This is a genomic window from Streptacidiphilus sp. BW17, assembly GCF_041262485.1.
Taxonomy (GTDB): Bacteria; Actinomycetota; Actinomycetes; order Streptomycetales; family Streptomycetaceae; genus Streptacidiphilus.
Map to the genome: position 1 here is coordinate 41,071 of NZ_JBGCCR010000008.1, position 18,475 is coordinate 59,545.

An 18,475-nucleotide genomic window follows, 5' to 3' on the forward strand; every position below is an offset into this window, starting at 1 on the left:
CTTCCGACGAGGTGAGGTCTCCGATGGCCGACGCAGGCGCACAGAGCACCCCACCTGCCCCGAAGCCCCGGCCCGGCCTGCTGACCTTCCTCGGCGCCGTGGGCACGGTCACCGGCAGCAAGTTCATGGTCGAGACCGACCACGCCCGGGTCCTGGTGGACTGCGGCCTCTTCCAGGGCCAGGCCGAACTGCGCCGCCGCAACTGGCGCCGGCTGCCGCTGGACCCGCGCGACGTCAGGTCCGTCGTCGTGACGCACGCCCATCTGGACCACACCGGCTATCTGCCCCGCCTCGTCCGCGAGGGCTTCCGGGGACCGATCTTCTGCACCCCCGACACCGCCCGCCTTGCGGAGATCGTGCTGCGCGACAGCGCCCACCTCCAGGAGGAGCAGGCCGAGCACGCCAACCAGAACGGCTGGTCCAAGCACCGCCCGGCCGAGCCCCTCTACACCGAGGAGGACGTCGAGGAGGTGCTCACCCTGTTCCGGCCGACCGAGCTCGGCGTCGACACCGAGATCGCACCGGGCACGGTGCTCGTCCGGCGAACGCGTCCTGATCCGTTGAATCATCCACGAAGAGCAGCAAGGGAGCCGGTCTTGACGAGCCATCAGAATCCCGAGGGTCGGACCGTGGCGGAGGTGATGACCCGCGACGTGGTGACCGCCTCCGCCCGGACGCCGTTCAAGGAGCTGGCCCGGATCATGGACGAGCGCCGGATCAGTGCGCTCCCGGTGCTCGACGGGTCCGGTCACGTGCTGGGCGTGGTCTCCGAGGCCGACCTGCTGCTCAAGCAGGCCGGCCGGCGCCGCACCCTGGGCATGCGCGCCGCCCTCCTCGACCCGGACCAGGCCGCCCGCCTCGCCGCCGATGTCGCCGAGGAGCTGATGTCCGCCCCGGCCATCACCACCGGCCCGGACGAATCCGTCGCCGCCGCGGCCCGCACCATGCTCCGCCGCCGCGTCAAACGCCTCCCGGTCGTGGACGAGGACGGCACCCTGCTCGGCATCGTCAGCCGTGCGGACGTGCTCTCGGTCTTCCTCCGCGACGACGTCGCCCTCGCCGAGGACATCGGCGCCGCCCTCGTCCGCGCCCTGGGCCCGGACATCGCCGCCGGTCTGACGCTCGACATCGATGGAGGCATGGTCACCGTCGGCGGCACACTGTCGGACTCGTCCCTGATTCCACAGGTCGCGCGCACGGTGAGCGGCGTCGACGGCGTCGTGGACGTCACCTTCACGCTGTCCCAGGCGACGGGTGGTTCCTGACGGTCGTCCGAGTGGTTGTTCACATCTGAACCTCGGAGTACGCTGACGTCGAGATTTGGTTCAGATTTGAACTACTGGCGACCGTCTCCTCAGGAGCAGCACGATGACCACCGCCGCCCCCACGCGGATGCCCGCCCTCTACCTCGGCCACGGCGCGCCGCCGCTCGCCGACGACGCGTTGTGGACCGGACAGCTCGCCGCATGGGCGGCGGATCTGCCGCGGCCCAAGGCGATCCTGATGATCTCCGCCCACTGGGAGGAGGCGCCGCTCGCCATCGGCGCGACCACGACGGTGCCGCTGGTGTACGACTTCTGGGGCTTCCCGCAGCACTACTACGAGGTCACCTACGCCGCGCCCGGCGCCCCCGAGCTGGCCGAGAGCGTGCGGAAGCTGTTGCGCGCCCCAGGGACGCCGGTGCAGGACATCCCGGACCGGGGCCTGGACCACGGCGCCTACGTGCCCCTGGTCGAGATGTACCCGGACGCCGACATCCCCGTGCTCCAGGTCTCCATGCCCACCCTCGACCCGCGGGCGCTGATGGAGATCGGCCGCAAGCTCGCACCGCTGCGTGACGAGGGCGTGCTGATCGTCGGCAGCGGCTTCTTCACCCACAACCTGCGGGCGCTGACCCAGGACGGGTCGGTGCACTCGATCATGGCCGAGTTCGACGACTGGGGACACCGCGCCCTCGACACGCAGGACATCGACGCGCTGCTCGACTTCGAGCGCAAGGCCCCCGCCGGGCGGCTCGCCCACCCGCGGACCGAGCACTTCGCGCCGCTCTTCGTCACTCTCGGCGCGTCCGAGTCCGAGCTGCGCAGCCGGCGCAGCGTGATCGACGGCTTCTGGATGGGCATGTCGAAGCGCTCCCTCCAGTTCGGCTGACAGCTACTTTTGTTCGCCGAGCGCGCACGCGGGTTCACCGCGCCCCCGCGGACGTGAAGACTCAGCGGCATGAGACTTCTGGTGATCGGTGGATCTGTCTTCGTCGGCCGGGCGTTCGCGGAGGACGCCGTGCGGCGCGGGTGGGAGGTGACGGTCTTCAACCGGGGCAGGACCCAGGACGACCCCCCGGGCGCCCGCTCCTTGCGCGGCGACCGCGAGAACGAGACGGACCTGGCAGCGCTGGCCGCCGCCGGGCCGTACGACGCGGTCGTGGACGTCTGCGGCTACGTCCCGCGCGAGGTCGCCAAGTCGGTGAAGGCGCTGGCCGGGCATGCGGACGCGTACGTGTTCGTCTCCACGATCAACGTCTATCCCGACTATCCCGCCGAGCCGACGGACGAGTCCTCGCCGCGTCACGGCGGCCTGGCCGACGCCGGGCCCGAGGGAGGCGAGGGCAACTACGGCTGGCTCAAGGACGGTTGTGAGAAGGCGGTCCGCGAGAACTTCCCCGGCCGCGTCGTCGTGCTCCAGCCAGGGCTGATCGTCGGCCCGCACGACCGTGCCCGGCGCACCACGGCCTGGCTGCGCCGCGCGGCCGACGGCGGCCCGATGGCGGTCCCCGGCGCTCCGGACCGGCCCGTGCGGGTGATCGACGTCCGCGACCTCGCCGCCTTCGGGCTCGACCTGCTGGCGGCGGCGCCGCGCGACGCGGTCGAGGACTACCTGGTCCCCGGCGCGCCCGACAACGGGACCTGGGGCGACTACCTCGACGCCTGCGTCGAGGCGACCGGCGGCAAGGCCGAACTGGTCTACGTCGACGACCAGCTCTTCGTCGACCACGGCCTCGAGCCGTGGACGGAGGCCCCGCTGTGGGTGCCACCGGTGCCGGAGGTGGCGGCCGTCTGGGACGCGTCGTGCGCGAAGGCGCTGGCCGCGGGCCTGCGCTGCCGTCCCGTCGTCGAGTCGGTGCGGGACACCGCGGCGTGGCTGCTCGCACCGGGCGGCGAGCTGGAGGCGTTCGAGGAGTACCGGACCTTCGGTGACCGCGCGGTCGGCCTCTCGACGGAGCACGAGCGGGCGGTGCTCGCCGCCCATGCGGCGGGTGCGGGGAGTGCGGCGCGTGCTGCGGAAGGGGACCGGGACGCTGGCTGAGCCGGGCTGACCGCTCGTCAGACGCGGGTGTACGCGTCGCTGCGGTTGAGCTGGTTCGCTATGGCCACGAAGGCCCGGCGCTCGGTGCGGCTCAGCGCGACCTGCTCGGCAGGATCGATGCCGACCGCGCTGCCGCCGACGGCCCAGGGACGGAAGGCGGCGAGCCAGACGGCGCGTACGCCCACGGCGGTCCAGAGCACGGCCAGGGTCAGCACGGTGTAGAGGGCGACAGCGTGGAGGGGTGACATCTGCTGATGCATGTGACCGTCCTTCACTGGTACAGCGCCCACGAACAAACGTGCGGGCCGCTCCGGCTTTGGCTCTAGTTAACACCGTGGTCAGGCCCCTGTGGCAATGGGGGCGAGAGCTTTGGTCCGCAGATGCGCGAAATGATCCCGCCGCACGGAGGGTCAGTCTGCCGCGCGGGCCTGCTCCTGTGCGGTGCCCCTGCCTGCGCCCGTGCCCCTGCTCGGCTCGGCCGCCCAGCTGGCCAGCAGCCGGAGCGACTCCGCCGACGCGGAGCCGGGCTCGGCCGCGTAGGTGATCAGCTGCTGGTCGGGGTCGGCGGGGAGCACCATCGCCTCGTAGGCGAGGCTGAGCCGTCCTACCACCGGGTGGTGCAGCTCCTTCTGGCACGGCCCCTTGCTCCGGACGTCGTGCGCCGCCCACCACTGCCGGAACTCAGGGCTCTTCACCGACAGTTCGCCGATGAGCGCCGCCAGCTTCGGGTCGTCCGGCGTGCGGCCCGCGGCCATCCGCAGGCACGACACCACGTCGCGGGCCTTGCCCTCCCAGTCGTCATAGAACTCGTGCGAGGCCGGATCCATGAAGATCATCCAGGCGAAGTTCCGCTGCTCCGGGGTCTTCGCGCCGAAGTCGCCGAGCAGCGCGCAGGCCATCCGGTTCCAGGCCAGGACGTCCGCGCGCGGGCCGATCACGTAGGCGGGGACGGCGTCCATCGAGTCCAGCAGGAACTGCAACTGCGGACGGACCCGCTGCGCCCGCGCCGGAACGGCCCGGGTGCGCTGCCGTGGCTTGACCAGGTGGTCGAGGTGCTCGCGCTCGGCGGCGTCCAGCCGCAGCGCGTCCGCGATCGCCTCCAGCACCGAGGCCGAGACGTTGTGGGCGTTCCCCTGCTCCAGCCGCGTGTAGTACGCGACGCTGACGCCCGCCAGCTGCGCCAGCTCCTCCCGCCGGAGGCCCGGGACCCGGCGGCGCGCGCCGAAGTACGGCAGGCCTACCTCCTCCGGCTGCAGCCGGGCACGGCGGGTCCGCAGGAACTCGCTGAGCTCGCTGCGCGGATCGAGGGGAGCAGGGTTGGACGTCATGACACCCAAGTATGAGGGTGACCCTGCCAGTGGTAGGAACCGCAGACGTATGTTCCAGAGGGCTCTGGCTGCCTGTTCCTATGCCTGGCAGCCTGGGAGTCATGACAACGAGCACCGTCCCCGCCTACGCCGCACCCGCCGCCAAGGCCCCGCTGGAGCGCACCACCGTGCCGCGCCGCGAGCTCGGCCCGCACGACATCCTGATCGACGTCGCCTTCGCCGGCATCTGCCACTCCGACATCCACCAGGTCAACGAGGACTGGGGCCCGGCCATCTTCCCGATGGTGCCCGGCCACGAGATCGCGGGCACCGTCGCCGCGGTCGGCTCCGCCGTCACCCGGCACCAGGTCGGCGACCGCGTCGGCGTCGGCTGCCTGGTGGACTCCTGCGGTGAGTGCGAGCAGTGCCGCGCCGGATTCGAGCAGTTCTGCTCCGGCCCCGGCGGAGCGACCGGCACGTACAACGACACCGGCCGCGACGGCCTGCCCACCTACGGCGGGTACGCCAAGCAGGTCGTGGTCACCGAGCGCTTCGCGCTGAAGATCCCCGAGGGCCTCCCGCTGGACGCCGCCGCGCCGCTGCTGTGCGCGGGCATCACCACCTACTCGCCGCTCACCCGCTGGGGCGCGGGCCCGGGCAAGAAGGTCGCCGTCGTCGGCCTGGGCGGCCTCGGGCACATGGGCGTCAAGATCGCCCACGCCAAGGGCGCCGAGGTGACCGTGCTGTCGCAGTCGCTGCGCAAGCGCGAGGAGGGCCTCAAGCTGGGGTCGGACCACTACTACGCCACCGGCGACCCGGAGACCTTCGAGAAGCTGGCCGGCAGCTTCGACCTGATCGTCAACACGGTCTCGGCGGAGCTCGACCTCAACGCCTACCTCGGCCTGCTCAAGCCGACGGGCGCCCTGGTCCAGGTCGGCGCGCCGGCGACACCGGTCCCGGTCGCGGTCTTCTCGCTGATCGGCGGCAACAAGACGCTGGCCGGTTCCATGATCGGCGGAATCCCGGAGACGCAGGAGATGTTGGACTTCTGCGCGGAGCACGGCATCGGAGCGGAGATCGAGGTGATCCGCGCGGACCAGGTCAACGAGGCCTACCAGCGGGTCCTCAACAGCGACGTCCGCTACCGCTTCGTGATCGACACCGCGACGATCTGATCCCAGGCACCGCGTCCCTCTGTCGCCCTCCCGAGCCACCGTCAGGAGCCCTGCCCCGATGACCCAGTTGTTCGAGCCCCTCGAACTGCGTGACGTCACCGTCCCCAACCGGGTCTGGATGGCGCCGATGTGCCAGTACTCGGCCCCGGCCGAGGGGCCGACTGCGAACAACGAGGACGTCGGCGTGCCGGGGGAGTGGCACTTCCAGCACCTCGCCTCGCGCGCGGCCGGCGGCGCCGGGCTGATCCTGACGGAGGCGACCTCCGTCGTGCCTGAGGGCCGGATCAGCCCGTGGGATCTGGGCATCTGGAACGACCGCCAGGCGGAGGCCTTCCGGCGGATCACCTCCTTCCTGCGCGAACTGGGCACGGTCCCCGGCATCCAGCTCGCGCACGCCGGCCGGAAGGCGTCCACGCACCGTCCGTGGGAGGGCGGAAGCGGCTCGCTGGCGGCAGACCATCCGCTGGCCTGGCGGTCGGTCGCGCCGTCGGCGGTGCCCTTCGGGTCGCTGACCGCTCCGGATGAGCTGACGGTCGATCAGATCGGGGTCGTCGTACGGCGGTTCGCGGAGGCGGCGGAGCGGGCGCTGGCGGCGGGCTTCCAGGTCGTCGAGGTCCACGGTGCGCACGGGTATCTCGTCCACGAGTTCCTCTCGCCGTTCTCCAACAAGCGGACCGATGCCTACGGCGGCCCCGTCGAGAACCGGATGCGGTTCGCGCTGGAGGTCGCCGAGGCGGTCCGCGCGGTCTGGCCGGAGCACCTGCCGGTGTTCTTCCGCGTCTCCGCCACGGACTGGCTGGACGAGGGCGGCTGGGCCGGTGACGACACGGTGCTGCTGGCCAAGGAGCTCCAGTCGCGTGGCATCGACCTGCTGGACGTCTCCACGGGCGGCAACGTCCCGGACGGCAGCCGGATCCCGGTCGAGCCGGGTTACCAGGTCCCCTTCGCGGCGCGGGTCCGCAACGAGACGGGCCTGGCCACGGCAGCGGTCGGCCTGATCACCGACCCGCACCAGGCCGAGCAGATCGTCGCCTCGGGCCAGGCGGACGCCGTCCTCCTCGGCCGCGAGCTGCTCCGTGACCCGTACTGGGCCCGCCACGCCGCCTCGGCCCTCGGCCACGAGCTCCCGAAGCTCAACCAGTACGCCCGCTCCTGACAATCGTGCGGAGGACCGCGTGTGGAGGGGCTGTGGCCCGTTGCGAGATCGACCCGCCACAGCCCCTGGCCCCGGTCCGCGCTCCTGGCGCGACGCGTAGTCGTGCAGCCAGTCGCTGCTTCACTGCGGCGGCTTCCGGCCCTGCTGGAAGCCGGTGCCATGCACGTGCCGCCGGTGGGGGTGCCTTGTAGCCTTGGACCGAGGGGGCCGAGGAGGTGCGCTATGGCCACGCCTGCTGCTGTTTCCGCGAAGGACATTTCCCGGACTTCCGGGGGTCGGGCGCGCACGGTCAACCAGGCGGAGATTCGAGCCTCGCTTGCGATGATGGACTCCTTGGGCGCCGAGGCGTGGTCGAGGCCGACCGTGTGCACCGGCTGGACCGTCCGGGACATGGTGGCCCACGAGGTCGGCCAGTTCGAGGAGTTGCCCAGGCCATGGCTCATGATCACGCGAATTCGGCGGGCCCGTCGTAGGCATCCCGAGTTGGGCGCGCTCGACGGCCACAACGAGAGTCAGATCGAAGATCGCGACGAGGCGTCGGGAGAGCGGCTGGTCGCGGAGTTCGCTCGCATCGCCCCCAGGGGAGCCCGGTCGTTGGGCCGTATGCCGGCCCCGGTACGGCGTCGGATCCGCACGAGCATGATCTTCCCGGAGGGGAAGACGCTGCCCGAGGACTCCATGGAGTACCTGAACAGCGTGCTCATCGCCCGCGACACCTGGATGCATCGCATCGACATCAGTGACGCCACCGGTACCGAGCCAGTCCTGGACGGGCACGACAGCGAGATCATGAACCAGGTACTGCTGGATCTGGCACTCGGCTGGACCGGCCCGTCCTGTCTGCTGGAGCTTTCGGGCCCGGCCGGTGGCCGGTACCAGCTCGGCAGCGGTCCACCGCTGGTCACGCTGCGGGCCGATGCCCTCGACTTCGCCCGCCACCTCGCGGGTCGGCCGTCGCAGGGTGAGCTGACGTTCGAGGGCGACGCGGACGCCGCGGAGGCCCTCGCCGCGGCCCGGGTCGTCTTCTGAGAAGAGGCTGTCGCAGCGCCGTGAGACCCGTGGGTCACGATCACCCGGTCAGTTGCCGGTTACTGGCCAACGTTCCCATCAACGGGGACACCGCAGCGATCGAGGGCACCGGCCGCTACAAGGAGCTGGGCACCTTCGCCAACCTCTGGACGGTGACCTTCGACAGGAACGGCAGGTGCACGGTCTTCCGCATGTGGAACAACCAGGTCTGACGGGGGTGGCGAGAGGGCCGGGGCTGAGGGCGTTGATGCGGATGCCGCGGTCGGCGAGTTCGGCGGCCCAGGTGCGGGCGAGGCTGCGGATCGCGGCCTTGGTGGCGGCGTAGACGCTCAGGCCCGGGACGGCGCGCAGGGCCGCGCTGGAGGAGAGTGGTCGTGCCGCGAGCCCGGTTGCCCGTGGCTGGTCCACGCTCCTAGCCCGCCAGCTGTTCCTCCGCCGGGCCCAGCCAGATCTGGGCTGCGGTGTGGATCGGGAGGTGCAGAGCCTCGCAGAGGCCGACGATGGTGCCGAAGCCGGGGCTCGGCATGCGGCCGGCCTCGATCTTGCGCAGTGTCTCCGGGGAGATGCCCGCGGTCCGGGCGATCAGCTCCGGATCGCGTCCGGCGCGGGCGTCGCGCAGCAGCGTGCCCAGGCGTCTGCCTGCCTCGACCTGTTCGGGTGTGAGGGGGATACGGACCATGGCGCCATCGTAGCCGGTATTCAAATACCGAGCTGTGTTAGGCTCCCGTCGACAGGGAAGGTATTTAAATACCGGCGTTGGTGACCGACGCCGGTGAGGGAGAGCTGTGATCGAACTGAAGACCGCCCAGGCTATCGACAAGATGGCGGTGACCGGCCGCTTCGTGGCCGAGACGCTGGCCGAGCTGTCGGAGCTGGCCCGCCCCGGGGTGAACCTGCTCGACCTGGAGCGTCGCGCCCGCCGCCGGGTCGAGGAGCGCGGTGCGGTCTCGTGCTACTGGGACTACGCCCCGTCGTTCGGCAGCGGGCCGTTCCGCAACGTCATCTGTCTGTCCGTCAACGATGCCGTGCTGCACGGCCGTCCGCGCGACCACGTGCTGCGCGACGGCGACGTGCTCAGCCTGGACTTCGCCGTCTCCATCGACGGTTGGGTCGCGGACTCCGCCGTCACGGTCCTCGTCGGCACGCCCCGCGCGGAGGACACCCGCCTCGTCGAGTCCACCCGGACGGCGCTGGACGCGGGGATCGCCGCGGCCGTCCCGGGTGCGCGCATCGGCGACATCTCCGCGGCGATCGGCGCGGTCGCGTCGGCGCACGGCTACCCGGTGAACGTCCAGTTCGGCGGCCACGGCCTCGGCCGCACCATGCACGAGGACCCGCACATTCCGAACAAGGGGCGCCCCGGGCGCGGCATGAAGCTCCGGCCGGGCATGACGCTCGCGATCGAACCCTGGTGGTCGGCCAGTTCCGACGAACTCCGCGTCGACGACGACGGTTGGACCCTCTGCCTCGCCGACGGCTCCAACGGCGCCCACTCCGAACACACCATCGCGATCACGGAGGACGGCCCCCGCGTCCTGACCCGGCTCGGCTGAGACGCAGGCCGGTTCTGGGCCGACGTTCACCAAGTGAGACGGTTCGTCCCGAACTGGGGAAAGAGTGCCATGCTGGGCGCGTGAGCCTGGCCCTCATTATCAGCTTCAGCGTGCCGCTGTCGGAGTGAGTCCCACCGGACCAGCCCGAACCAGCCGCACGCAGACCTCCCGCACCCTCCGGGAGGTCTTTTCTTTTGGCCCGCGCACCTACGGGCCCCGACAGGATCTGGAGCATCCCGTGCCGGTCGACACCCTGGACACCCTCGACACTCTCGACGCCCGCACCACCCCTGCCACCCCTGCCGCCCACCGGCCCCGACCTGCCGCCACGTCATCGCTGCTCGCCGCGACGGTCGTCCCCTCGCGGGGCGTGCTCGGGCGCCTGGCAGCGGTCCTGAGCGCGCATCATGTGCTCGCCCTCTCGTACGCGAACGCAGGCGAGGCGGTCCGCGCCCGCGTCGAGGTGCAGGTGCCGTGCGAGCACGCGGAGCGGGTGCGAGCCAAGCTCCTGCGGGTCGTGGACGTGACGGACGTGACGATCGTCGAGCGCGGGCGGCCGGACCAGCCCTGAGCCTCAGGGCCTGTCTCAGACGACGCAGAACTCGTTGCCCTCCGGGTCCTGGAGCAGAACGGCGTAGTGGTTCGCGTCCGGGTCGTCCGTGACGCGGACGACCCCCGCGCCGGCCGTGACCAGCCGCTCCACGGTCGCGGTGACGCGCTGCGCGCGCAGCTTCAGCGGGACGTCGCGTCCGCCGCCGACCTTCAGGTCGAGATGGATCCGGTTCTTGGTGGTCTTGGGTTCGGGGACCTGCTGGAACCACACCCGAGGGCCCTGCCCTGCCGGGTCGACGATCGACTCCGGGGTGTCACCCGCACCGGGGGGCAGCTCGTCCTCGGGCACGCCTATGGCGACCCAGTACCCCCGCCAGCTGGCATGGCCGTCCGGCGGGGGCTCGGGGACGTACCCCAGCGCCTCGCTCCAGAACGTCACCAGCCGCTGTGGGTCGGCGCAGTCGATCGTCAGCTGCAGCGTCATCTCCATGACCGGAGCTTGGCAGACACCTCTGACAATCCCCGGCAATCCCGGGCCCGATCAGCTGCCGGTGCCGGCCGCGTCCCGGCAAGAGGGTCAAACCGGACCGGGCGCGTGCGTCGGCGAGGTGTCCGGCAGGTCGGGGGCAGGCGCAGAACTGTGAACGCGTGACAAAACTTGTGCTGCGCGACCTCTGGGCACGGGCTTTACCAGGAGGTAACTTACTCGGGCGTCAGGTCCATCTGTGATCCGTTTCACGCTTTTGGGGGACCCACCCATGTCCAGACACGCCGCTCGGCTCCTGGCCACCGCCGTTGCCGCCGTGATGACCGCCGCCGTCGCTCCGGCCGCCACCGCCGAAGCGGCTGTCGCGCCGACGGCGTCCGCGGCGTCCACCGCTGCCGCGCATGCCGCCCGTGCGGCCGTAGCTGACGACCCGTTCTACCGCTACGACGGCAGCGAGCCGCTCGGCGACTTCGCGCCGGGGACCGTGCTGAAGGAGCGGACGCTCCAGTACCACGTCTTCGGCATCCCCACGCCGCTGACGGTGATCCAGCTGCTCTACCGCACGGTCGACGCGCAGGGGCGTCCCGCGGCCAATGTGACCTCGGTGGTGCGGAGTCTGACGGGTGATCGGACCCGGGCGGTGTCGTACCAGTCGTTCTACGACTCGCTCGACCCGGCGGACAGCCCCTCCCGCGCCATCGCCGGTGACGTGACGCTGGGCGGCGTGATCCCGAACGCCGAGGCGGTCCTGCTGGTCCCGCTGCTGCTCCAGGGCTACAACCTGGTCATCCCGGACACGGAGGGCCAGACCGCCGACTTCGCGGCCGGTCCCGAGTACGGCGCGACCACGCTCGACTCGATCCGTGCCGCGACGCGGGCCGAGGGCACCGGACTGGACGCCGACACGAGGGTCGGGTTGATGGGCTACTCCGGCGGTGCGATCGCCACGGACTGGGCCGCTGCCATGGCGCCGAACTACGCGCCGGAGGTGAACCGGAAGCTGGTCGGCTTCGCCGAGGGCGGCCTGCTCGTCGACCCGGCGCACAACCTCAAGTACGTGAACGGGTCGCTGCTCTGGAGCGGCGTCATCCCGATGGCGCTGATCGGGGTCGCCCGGTCGTACGGGCTGGACCTCAAGCAGTACATGAACAGCTACGGCCAGCAGGTGTACGACCAGCTGCAGAACGCGTCGATCGTGGACGCGCTGGGCCACTTCCCGGGGCTGACGTGGCAGAAGATGGCCAAGCCGCAGTACAGCAACCCCGACTCGGTGCCGGCGTTCGTCAACGCGGTCAACCGGATCAACCTCGGCTCCACCGCCACCCCGACCGTCCCCGGCTACATCGGCCAGGGCGACGGCGGGGTCTTCGAGGGGACGTTCAGCAATCTGCCGGGCATCGGTACCGGTGACGGCGTGATGGTCGCGGGCGACGTGCGCGCACTCGCCCGGCAGTACTGCGCCACCGGTGACCACGCCATCCAGTTCCAGCAGTTCGACCTGCTGAGCCATGTCGGGACGGCCGTCGCCTGGGCACCCACCGCGATCGGCTGGCTGGCCGACCGGTTCGCGGGCCGGACGGCCCCGTCCGACTGCGGTGACATCCCGGCGGGCAACTCGCTCGCAGCGGAGGTGCCGACCTCCGGGTCGTGACGCCGACAGCGGGCCGAAACGACAGCACTGTGCCCACGGACCCGAGAGGTCCGTGGGCACAGTCCGTACCGCTTTACCGATTTACCGCGTTACCGATTTACCGGCTCACGGGTTCACCGGCTCACTGCGAGGAGAAGACGCAGCCGTTGTCCGCGTTCGAGTAGAGCGGCTGCATCGCGAAGGTGCCGGTGGAGAAGTTGACCGTCTGGTCGTTGTCCCAGGCGCAGAGGTCGCCGATCTCCTCGCCGTTGGAGTCGACGTAGCCGCTCGACGGCTCCGGGTCCGTCGTGGCCTCGGCGTACTCGTGGCCACCGACGATGCTGAAGCCGTCCAGCTGGTTCTGCACCGAGCTGGCGCCGCAGCTCGAACCGGCGTCCAGGACGTACGGCATGTTGGTGTACGCGACGTTGCCGTCCCAGTCGTGCCAGGCGCAGAAGCCGGCGTTCGGGAAGCCGTCCGGCTGCGTGCCGCTCGGGCTCATCACGAAGATGTCCACGCCCGGGCCGGAGACGCCGAAGTGCGAGGCGGCGTTGTCGGCCTCGGCCGCGATCTGGGCCTGGGTCGGCGCGGCGGGCGCGGCCGAGCCGTCGTCGGTCCAGGTGCCGCCCAGGACCGAGCCGTTGAAGGTCGGCGCGTTCCCGCTGCCGTCGGTGTACTGGCTGGTGACGGTGGACCAGGTGTCACCGGAGGCGCCCAGGCCGTTGAACAGGTTCTGCATGTAGGACTGGACACCGTTGGAGTCGCTGTCCCACTGGTTACCCCAGAAGTCGAGGTAGACCGTCGGCGAGGGGGTCTCGAGCGGGCCGCCGCCGTAGTTCAGGCCGCTGGTCGACGTGGTGGGCGGGTACACCGTGGCGTTGGTGTCCGTGGGGGACGCGTGGCCCGCGGTCTTGACGCCGTGGTGGTTCATCGGCATGACACCGGTCGGCTTGTTCAGTTGCACGTGGTACGTCTTGCCACCGAGGTGCACGGTGACGGTGCGTCCGTTCTGCGCCAGCTGCGCGATGTGCGCGGCCATGGCAGCGGCGGGGGCCGCGGCGCCGTTGTCCTGCTTGGGCGCGGCGTTGGCGGGGAGCGCCGAGAGGGACGCGGCGAGAACAACGGTCGCTCCGGCGGCGACGAGGCCGAAGGCGCGACGCGTCGCGGGACGGGTGGAGCGGGCGGTCGAGAACACGAGGGTTTCCTCCCTGTGACGACTGCTGCGATGGGGGACAGGGAGCATGCTGGGCTACCACTTCACGTGGTGACAACGACCTGAAGCCGGGCTGGGAGAACACTGTGAAGGTGCTGAGCATGCGGACCCACAGGAAGTGCATGTGGTCGTACAGGTGGGCGAGCAGAACGTGAACATTCGCAGTTTCACAGTTGTCTTGACGGATGTTCACGATCGGTTCCGGGCAGGGCGGAGTGGCAGACGTCAATGGCAAGGTGAACACGTTCGCGACAGCCGAACAGAGGTGGAGCAGCGCCCTCAGTCCCACTCCCAGCGGAAGCCCTCGATGCCGGGCTTGCCGTTGAGGCTCACCAGCTGGATCACGCCGTGCGCGTCGGGCTGGAGTTCCTGCACGTCGCGCAACCCGCTGTCGTCGTGGTAGCGGCGGCGGACGACCTGGTAGCAGCGGACCGGGAGCCGGTCCGGGGTGAAGTGGGCCCGCAGTACCAGTTCGCGGAGCGGCTGCCGGGATCCGTAGTCGTAGCGGGTCACCCCGGTGGAGCCGGGGCCGGCCTGGTACTCGTAGTCGAAGACGTGGACCTGACCGCTGCTCAGGCGGCGGTCGAAGAGCAGCTCGGCGGCGTGCAGGCCGGTCGCAGGGTCGGTGCGGACCCGCCCTAGGCGGCAGCCGTGCATGGCCCGGACGCTGGGCGGCTGCTCGCCGTCGATGTCGCGCAGACTGAGCGCGACGAAACGGTCCACGCCCTCGGTGCGGGCGATGACGATCCGTCGGATCCGCTCGGTGCTCCAGGAGCGGTCGGCGTGCATCCACCGGTCCCCGTGGACGCTCACGTGCTCGGAGCGGCTGTTGACGGAGACGTCGAGGTCGCTGAGCGTCATCGCCAGCAGCATGTCGTCGCCGAGCAACTCCTCGATGTCGAGCTCGCGGTTCCTGGGTTCGCCCCAGCGTCCCCGTGGTCGGCGCGGTCCCAGCAGGGCGACGAGGCTGGAACGCGGCAGGCCGCAGAGGTCCTCGATGGCGCGCACGGCGCGCAGCGACTCGGCCCGCTCGGGTCGTCGCAGGCCGCGCTGCCAGTAGCTCAGTGTGGAGAGGCCGACGTGGATGCCGTCGGTGGCGAGTCTGCGCCGCAGGCTGTCCAGGCTCAGTCCGCTGTCGCTGATGGCCAGTTGCAGCGCGGTCTCGAAGGGGCCGGCACGCAGGGCCGCGTCCAGGGCGCGGGAGGCCCGCCGGGGTGGGGGAGTGGGGTTGGGTGGTCCGGTGCGCCGGGTGGTGCCCGTGCTACCTGTTGTGCTCGTAGTGCCTGTGGTGCGTATGCGTTGGCTGTAACCTGTGGGGTCGGTCACGCTTCGCCGTCCTTCACGTCCGGCCGCTCGCCGGGTGGATGGCCCATAGACTCCACGATTAGCCTGTACGCGTCAAGATCTGCTGTGGCCGGTCCGCGCGGCTCATACCGATATCTCAACTTGGGACAATCGGTACTATCCGAGGTCGAGGGACCTGCCGATGATCTCCTTCATGATCTCGGTCGTCCCGGCGTAGATGCGGGTGACGCGGCTGTCCTGCCAGGCGCGGGCGATCGGGTACTCCAGCATGTAGCCGTAGCCGCCGTGGAGTTGGACGCACGCGTCGACGACGCGGCCCTGCAGTTCGGTGCACCACCACTTGGCCTTGGCCGCGTCGACGACGGTCAGTTCGCCGTCGTTCAGGGAGAGGACGCAGCGGTCGAGGTAGTGCTGGGCCACCTCGATCTCGGTGGCCAGCTCGGCAAGGCGGTGCTTGATCACCTGCTGTGCGCCGATCGGCTTGCCGAAGGCTTTGCGCTCGCGCACGTAGGCGACCGTCCACTCGAACGCGGCCGTCGCCTGGGCGAGGCCGGAGACCGCGACGGAGATGCGTTCCTGCGGCAGGTTGCGGGTCAGGCCGAAGAAGCCCTCACCCTCCTTGCCGATCAGGTTGGCGACCGGAACGCGTGCGCCGGTGAAGACCAGCTCGGCGGTGTCCTGGGCGTGCAGGCCCACCTTCTCCAGCTTGCGTCCGCGCTCGAAGCCGGGGGTGTCGCGCTCCACGACGATCAGGCTGAGGCCCCGGTGCGGGTGCTCACCGGTGCGGACCGCGACGACCACCAGGTCCGCGTTGATGCCGTTGGTGATGAAGGTCTTGGCGCCGTCGATCACGTAGTGGTCGCCGTCGCGGACGGCCTTGGTGCGGATGCCCGAGAGGTCCGATCCGGTGCCGGGTTCGGTCATCGCCACGGCGGTGACCAGCTCGCCGGAGGCGATGCCCGGCAGCCAACGTGCCTTCTGCTCCTCGGTGGTGAGGTCCAGGAAGTACGGCAGGCACACGTCGGCGTGCAGCGCCGGACCGAGGAGCGCGGGGGAGACGCCGACCCGTGCGGCCTCCTCCTGCAGGATCACGTTGTAGCGGAAGTCGGTGATGCCGGCCCCGCCGAACTCCTCGGGGACCGCGATGCCCAGCGCGCCGAGTTCGCCGAGGCCCTTGAAGAGACCGCGCGGCACGATGCCGTCCCGGTCCCAGTCCGGGTAGTGGGGCACCACGTCCCGTTCCACGAACGACCGGACGCTCTCCCGGTAGGCCTGGTGCTCGTCGTCGAAAAGGATGCGCTTCATGCCGGCTCCGCCTTCGGGGCATCGGGACATCAGGAGATGGGTGTGCCTGCTTCCCGGCTGCCGCAGCGCAGGAAGGCGTGATCGTCCACGCACGCCCTGATCATGCCTCAAGCGTGGACCGCTCGAAACCGAACCGTGGTCCCGGCCAGGCCGCCGTGGTCAGGGCGCCGTGGTCAGGGCGCACGGGTCATGACGCCGTGGTCGGGCGCTCCCTTCTCCAGCGGGTGGCAAGGGAGAGGAAGGCGGAGTTCTCCGCCGCGAGACCGACGGTGACCCGGACGCCCTCTCCGTCGAAGCTGCGGACCGCGATCCCGTGGCGCATGCAGAACTCCGCGAACGCGGAACTCTCCTCGCGCAGCGGCAGCCAGAGGAAGTTGGCGTGCGAGGACGGCACCGTGTAGCCCAGGTCGTGCAGTGCCGACATCACCCGCTCGCGTTCCAGCAGCGTCAGCCCGATCCTGCGGGCCACCTCGGCCCGTTCGCCGAGCGCGGCCACGGCCGCCTCCTGGGCCAGGGCGCCGACGCTGAACGGGACCTGGGTCTTGCGGACCCCGGCGATCACCTCCGCCGATCCGACGCAGTAGCCGACGCGCAGGCCGGCCAGTGCGTACGCCTTGGAGAAGGTGCGCAGCACCACGACGTTGGGGCGCTCGCCGAGCAGCGTCAGCGCGTCCGGCACGGCGGTCGCGGCCGCGTACTCGCGGTAGGCCTCGTCCACGACGATCAGCACGTCGGACGGCACGCGGTCGGCGAAGGTGGTCAGCGCCCTGGCGTCCAGGGCGGTGCCGGTCGGGTTGTTGGGGTTGCAGAGGAAGACCAGCCGGGTCCGCCGGGTGACCGCGCGGGCCATGGCGTCGAGGTCCAGGCCCTGCCGGAGCAGCGGCACCCGTACCGGTGACCCTCCGGCCACCAGGGTGAGGATCGGGTACGCCTCGAAGGACTGCCAGCCGAAGACGACCTCGTCGCCGGGCCCGACGACGGTGTGCACGAGTTGACTGCACAGCTCCGACGAGCCCGCGCCCACGGCGATCCGGTCCACCGGGACACGGAGATGGGTGGCCAGGGCGGCGAGAAGCTCAAAGGCGCAGCGGTCCGGGTAGCGGGAGGTGGTCGCGGACGACGCGGCGATCCGTTCCACGACGGCCGGCAGCAGCCCGTACGGGCACTCGTTGTCGGCGAGAACGATGGCACCGGGAGACTTCCGCGTCGGTACCCGGGCGGGCACCCGCTTGAGGGTCGGTCGGACGAGCACCATGATCTGCTCGTTCTCCTCGCTTCCGGCTGTCGGGCCCGTGGGGGCCGGTGGGATGGGCTGGGTCTGGCCGGGCCCGGTCAGAGCGACCCCGGGGCAGGTGTGGGCACGGGCGGGTCTGGGCACGGCGCGGGCACGGGCGCGGGTCTGGGCATGGGTGCGCGTACGGGTCCGGGCACGCGCGCGAACCCGGCGCGGACGTGGGCTCCGGTCACGGCGTGACGAAGCGCAGCGCCTGCCTTCGGAGTGTCGTGAACTGTCTGAGCGGATCGCCGTCCGCGACCCAGGGCCAGGAGGAGACCACGGGGCCGATCCGCAGGAAGACGAGACCGGCGTCGCGCAGCCGGTTGGCCTGGATCAGCGCGTAGGCAAGGCCGTTGAGGTCCGCGAGGGCACCGGCGTGCCGGAGGAAGCCGGGCTCGGTCCAGGACAGCACGCTCCGGTCCAGCAGCCTCGCCTGCCGTGGTGCCTGCCACCAGCGGTCCGACAGCAGGCCGCCGAGACCGGTGCCGTCCAGCGCACGGGCGTAGCGGCCCAGCGTCGCGGCCAACTCCAGTCCGGCGCCGGGGGAGTCGGCGGGGATCTCGAAGCAGCGGCGGTCGACGAAGTCGTCCAGCCGCCAGAACGAGGCGTCGTCCAGGGCGGTGAGGTAGGACAGCATCTGCAGATCCGCCTCACGATTCCAGGGATCCCGGGCCAACGCCTCGCGCCAGACGGCTATGACCTCGGGAGCGGGCCTGCGGAGCAAGCGGCAGAGGCCGAGGCGGACGACCCAGGGGGTCGGATCCTCCGGCCGGAGGGCGGCGGCCTGCGCGCAGTCCTCCGACGCAGCGAAGGCCTGGTTGGTGAGCGAGGCGTCGTCGCGCAGGTCGACGTAGGCGATCCGGGCCCGGAAGAGCCAGGCGTCCGCGCTGCGCGGGTGCCGCATCACCCACGAGCGCGCCAAGGCGGGATCGGTGACCTCTTCGGCCAGGACCGCCATCCGGTGACCGATCCGGTCCCAGTCGCCGGCGACGCTGTCGAAGAGCTGGGCGACTGCGTCGACCTGGGAGTCGACCGCCCCCGGCATGGCGGGTGTACTGCCCAACTGCCGGCAGACGCGCCCCAGAGCCTCGTCGTCCAGTTCCGGGGTGAGCCGGGGAATCGCCCGCCGACCGCGTCCCAAAAAGTTCATGGGCTGACGTTACGAGCCGAACGGGTGCTTGTGC

Annotated in this window: 19 protein-coding genes and 1 pseudogene; 10 read left to right on the plus strand and 10 right to left on the minus strand. The window is 70.9% G+C overall.

Features of this window, described 5'->3' with window-relative positions; genetic code table 11:
* Positions 1 to 23: 23 nt before the first annotated feature.
* The 3 genes from ABH940_RS12155 to ABH940_RS12165 all read left to right on the plus strand — a co-directional run bounded on the left by ABH940_RS12155 (position 24) and on the right by ABH940_RS12165 (position 3,303).
* Entirely contained in the window at positions 24 to 1,265 is a 1,242-nt protein-coding gene (locus ABH940_RS12155) for a CBS domain-containing protein (RefSeq protein WP_370105226.1), read from the plus strand.
* Between the two features lie 103 nt (positions 1,266 to 1,368).
* Positions 1,369 to 2,151: a dioxygenase gene (locus ABH940_RS12160; RefSeq protein WP_370062502.1), complete on the plus strand. Its 783-nt coding sequence runs from the start codon at positions 1,369 to 1,371 to the stop codon at positions 2,149 to 2,151.
* A 69-nt stretch (positions 2,152 to 2,220) separates the two neighbouring features.
* Positions 2,221 to 3,303, plus strand: coding sequence for an NAD-dependent epimerase/dehydratase family protein (locus ABH940_RS12165; protein WP_370105227.1), 1,083 nt, complete (start codon positions 2,221 to 2,223; stop codon positions 3,301 to 3,303).
* Positions 3,304 to 3,320: 17 nt separating this feature from the next.
* Here the strand turns inward: ABH940_RS12165 and ABH940_RS12170 are convergent, their stop codons facing one another.
* Together ABH940_RS12170 and ABH940_RS12175 are read right to left on the minus strand one after the other, a co-directional pair.
* A complete protein-coding gene (locus tag ABH940_RS12170; RefSeq protein WP_370062506.1) occupies positions 3,321 to 3,563 on the minus strand; it encodes a hypothetical protein in 243 nt (80 codons plus the stop codon).
* Between the two features lie 150 nt (positions 3,564 to 3,713).
* The gene (locus ABH940_RS12175; protein WP_370062508.1) at positions 3,714 to 4,631 is read right to left on the minus strand and encodes a helix-turn-helix transcriptional regulator; all 918 of its coding nucleotides are present in this window, start codon (positions 4,629 to 4,631) and stop codon (positions 3,714 to 3,716) included.
* Between the two features lie 101 nt (positions 4,632 to 4,732).
* Here ABH940_RS12175 and ABH940_RS12180 point away from each other — a divergent pair, with 101 nt between their 5' ends.
* The 4 genes from ABH940_RS12180 (at position 4,733) to ABH940_RS12195 (ending at position 8,182) form a co-directional block, all read left to right on the plus strand.
* Positions 4,733 to 5,785: an NAD(P)-dependent alcohol dehydrogenase gene (locus ABH940_RS12180; protein ID WP_370062510.1), complete on the plus strand. Its 1,053-nt coding sequence runs from the start codon at positions 4,733 to 4,735 to the stop codon at positions 5,783 to 5,785.
* 58 nt (positions 5,786 to 5,843) lie between these two features.
* Positions 5,844 to 6,941 (plus strand): NADH:flavin oxidoreductase/NADH oxidase, encoded by a 1,098-nt coding sequence (locus ABH940_RS12185; protein WP_370062512.1) that lies wholly within the window; start codon positions 5,844 to 5,846, stop codon positions 6,939 to 6,941.
* 222 nt (positions 6,942 to 7,163) lie between these two features.
* On the plus strand, positions 7,164 to 7,970 hold the full coding sequence (locus ABH940_RS12190; RefSeq protein WP_370062514.1) for a maleylpyruvate isomerase family mycothiol-dependent enzyme: 807 nt from the start codon (positions 7,164 to 7,166) through the stop codon (positions 7,968 to 7,970).
* A gap of 29 nt (positions 7,971 to 7,999) precedes the next feature.
* Positions 8,000 to 8,182, plus strand: coding sequence for a hypothetical protein (locus tag ABH940_RS12195; protein WP_370063006.1), 183 nt, complete (start codon positions 8,000 to 8,002; stop codon positions 8,180 to 8,182).
* Position 8,183: 1 nt separating this feature from the next.
* Here ABH940_RS12195 and ABH940_RS12200 read toward each other — a convergent pair.
* A pseudogene (locus tag ABH940_RS12200) lies at positions 8,184 to 8,342 on the minus strand (SDR family oxidoreductase); the annotation flags it as partial.
* Positions 8,343 to 8,382: 40 nt separating this feature from the next.
* Complete coding sequence (locus ABH940_RS12205) at positions 8,383 to 8,649, minus strand: helix-turn-helix domain-containing protein (protein ID WP_370062516.1); 267 nt, start codon at positions 8,647 to 8,649, stop codon at positions 8,383 to 8,385.
* A 106-nt stretch (positions 8,650 to 8,755) separates the two neighbouring features.
* Between ABH940_RS12205 and map the strand changes: the two genes are divergently transcribed.
* Both map and ABH940_RS12215 read left to right on the plus strand, forming a co-directional pair.
* The gene (map, locus tag ABH940_RS12210) at positions 8,756 to 9,523 is read left to right on the plus strand and encodes a type I methionyl aminopeptidase (RefSeq protein ID WP_370062518.1); all 768 of its coding nucleotides are present in this window, start codon (positions 8,756 to 8,758) and stop codon (positions 9,521 to 9,523) included.
* Positions 9,524 to 9,761: 238 nt separating this feature from the next.
* Positions 9,762 to 10,094 (plus strand): hypothetical protein, encoded by a 333-nt coding sequence (locus tag ABH940_RS12215; protein ID WP_370062520.1) that lies wholly within the window; start codon positions 9,762 to 9,764, stop codon positions 10,092 to 10,094.
* Positions 10,095 to 10,109: 15 nt separating this feature from the next.
* On the opposite strand, the gene ABH940_RS12220 is transcribed toward ABH940_RS12215, so the two are convergent.
* A complete protein-coding gene (locus ABH940_RS12220) occupies positions 10,110 to 10,565 on the minus strand; it encodes a VOC family protein (protein ID WP_370062522.1) in 456 nt (151 codons plus the stop codon).
* A 268-nt stretch (positions 10,566 to 10,833) separates the two neighbouring features.
* On the opposite strand from ABH940_RS12220, the gene ABH940_RS12225 reads away from it, so the two are divergent.
* A complete protein-coding gene (locus ABH940_RS12225) occupies positions 10,834 to 12,213 on the plus strand; it encodes a lipase family protein (RefSeq protein WP_370105229.1) in 1,380 nt (459 codons plus the stop codon).
* A 121-nt stretch (positions 12,214 to 12,334) separates the two neighbouring features.
* Here ABH940_RS12225 and ABH940_RS12230 read toward each other — a convergent pair whose 3' ends face one another.
* From ABH940_RS12230 to ABH940_RS12250, 5 genes are all read right to left on the minus strand, one after another.
* Positions 12,335 to 13,387, minus strand: a complete 1,053-nt coding sequence (locus ABH940_RS12230) for a hypothetical protein (RefSeq protein ID WP_370105230.1) — start codon at positions 13,385 to 13,387, stop codon at positions 12,335 to 12,337.
* A gap of 297 nt (positions 13,388 to 13,684) precedes the next feature.
* The gene (locus ABH940_RS12235; RefSeq protein ID WP_370105231.1) at positions 13,685 to 14,731 is read right to left on the minus strand and encodes a hypothetical protein; all 1,047 of its coding nucleotides are present in this window, start codon (positions 14,729 to 14,731) and stop codon (positions 13,685 to 13,687) included.
* Between the two features lie 135 nt (positions 14,732 to 14,866).
* A complete protein-coding gene (locus tag ABH940_RS12240) occupies positions 14,867 to 16,015 on the minus strand; it encodes an acyl-CoA dehydrogenase family protein (RefSeq protein WP_370105232.1) in 1,149 nt (382 codons plus the stop codon).
* Between the two features lie 187 nt (positions 16,016 to 16,202).
* A complete protein-coding gene (locus tag ABH940_RS12245; RefSeq protein ID WP_370105233.1) occupies positions 16,203 to 17,270 on the minus strand; it encodes a histidinol-phosphate transaminase in 1,068 nt (355 codons plus the stop codon).
* A gap of 208 nt (positions 17,271 to 17,478) precedes the next feature.
* Positions 17,479 to 18,441: a hypothetical protein gene (locus ABH940_RS12250; RefSeq protein ID WP_370062535.1), complete on the minus strand. Its 963-nt coding sequence runs from the start codon at positions 18,439 to 18,441 to the stop codon at positions 17,479 to 17,481.
* Between the last annotated feature and the right edge of the window lie 34 nt (positions 18,442 to 18,475).

Excerpts from the sequence above, each read along its gene's own strand:
- ABH940_RS12220 (WP_370062522.1), bottom strand. The coding sequence starts at position 10,565 with ATGGAGATGACGCTGCAGCTGACGATCGACTGCGCCGACCCACAGCGG.
- ABH940_RS12250 (WP_370062535.1), bottom strand. The coding sequence starts at position 18,441 with ATGAACTTTTTGGGACGCGGTCGGCGGGCGATTCCCCGGCTCACCCCG.
- ABH940_RS12190 (WP_370062514.1), top strand. The coding sequence starts at position 7,164 with ATGGCCACGCCTGCTGCTGTTTCCGCGAAGGACATTTCCCGGACTTCC.
- ABH940_RS12245 (WP_370105233.1), bottom strand. The coding sequence starts at position 17,270 with ATGGTGCTCGTCCGACCGACCCTCAAGCGGGTGCCCGCCCGGGTACCG.
- ABH940_RS12205 (WP_370062516.1), bottom strand. The coding sequence starts at position 8,649 with ATGGTCCGTATCCCCCTCACACCCGAACAGGTCGAGGCAGGCAGACGC.
- ABH940_RS12160 (WP_370062502.1), top strand. The coding sequence starts at position 1,369 with ATGACCACCGCCGCCCCCACGCGGATGCCCGCCCTCTACCTCGGCCAC.
- ABH940_RS12165 (WP_370105227.1), top strand. The coding sequence starts at position 2,221 with ATGAGACTTCTGGTGATCGGTGGATCTGTCTTCGTCGGCCGGGCGTTC.
- ABH940_RS12155 (WP_370105226.1), top strand. The coding sequence starts at position 24 with ATGGCCGACGCAGGCGCACAGAGCACCCCACCTGCCCCGAAGCCCCGG.
- ABH940_RS12185 (WP_370062512.1), top strand. The coding sequence starts at position 5,844 with ATGACCCAGTTGTTCGAGCCCCTCGAACTGCGTGACGTCACCGTCCCC.
- ABH940_RS12180 (WP_370062510.1), top strand. The coding sequence starts at position 4,733 with ATGACAACGAGCACCGTCCCCGCCTACGCCGCACCCGCCGCCAAGGCC.
- ABH940_RS12170 (WP_370062506.1), bottom strand. The coding sequence starts at position 3,563 with ATGCATCAGCAGATGTCACCCCTCCACGCTGTCGCCCTCTACACCGTG.
- ABH940_RS12225 (WP_370105229.1), top strand. The coding sequence starts at position 10,834 with ATGTCCAGACACGCCGCTCGGCTCCTGGCCACCGCCGTTGCCGCCGTG.
- ABH940_RS12175 (WP_370062508.1), bottom strand. The coding sequence starts at position 4,631 with ATGACGTCCAACCCTGCTCCCCTCGATCCGCGCAGCGAGCTCAGCGAG.
- ABH940_RS12240 (WP_370105232.1), bottom strand. The coding sequence starts at position 16,015 with ATGAAGCGCATCCTTTTCGACGACGAGCACCAGGCCTACCGGGAGAGC.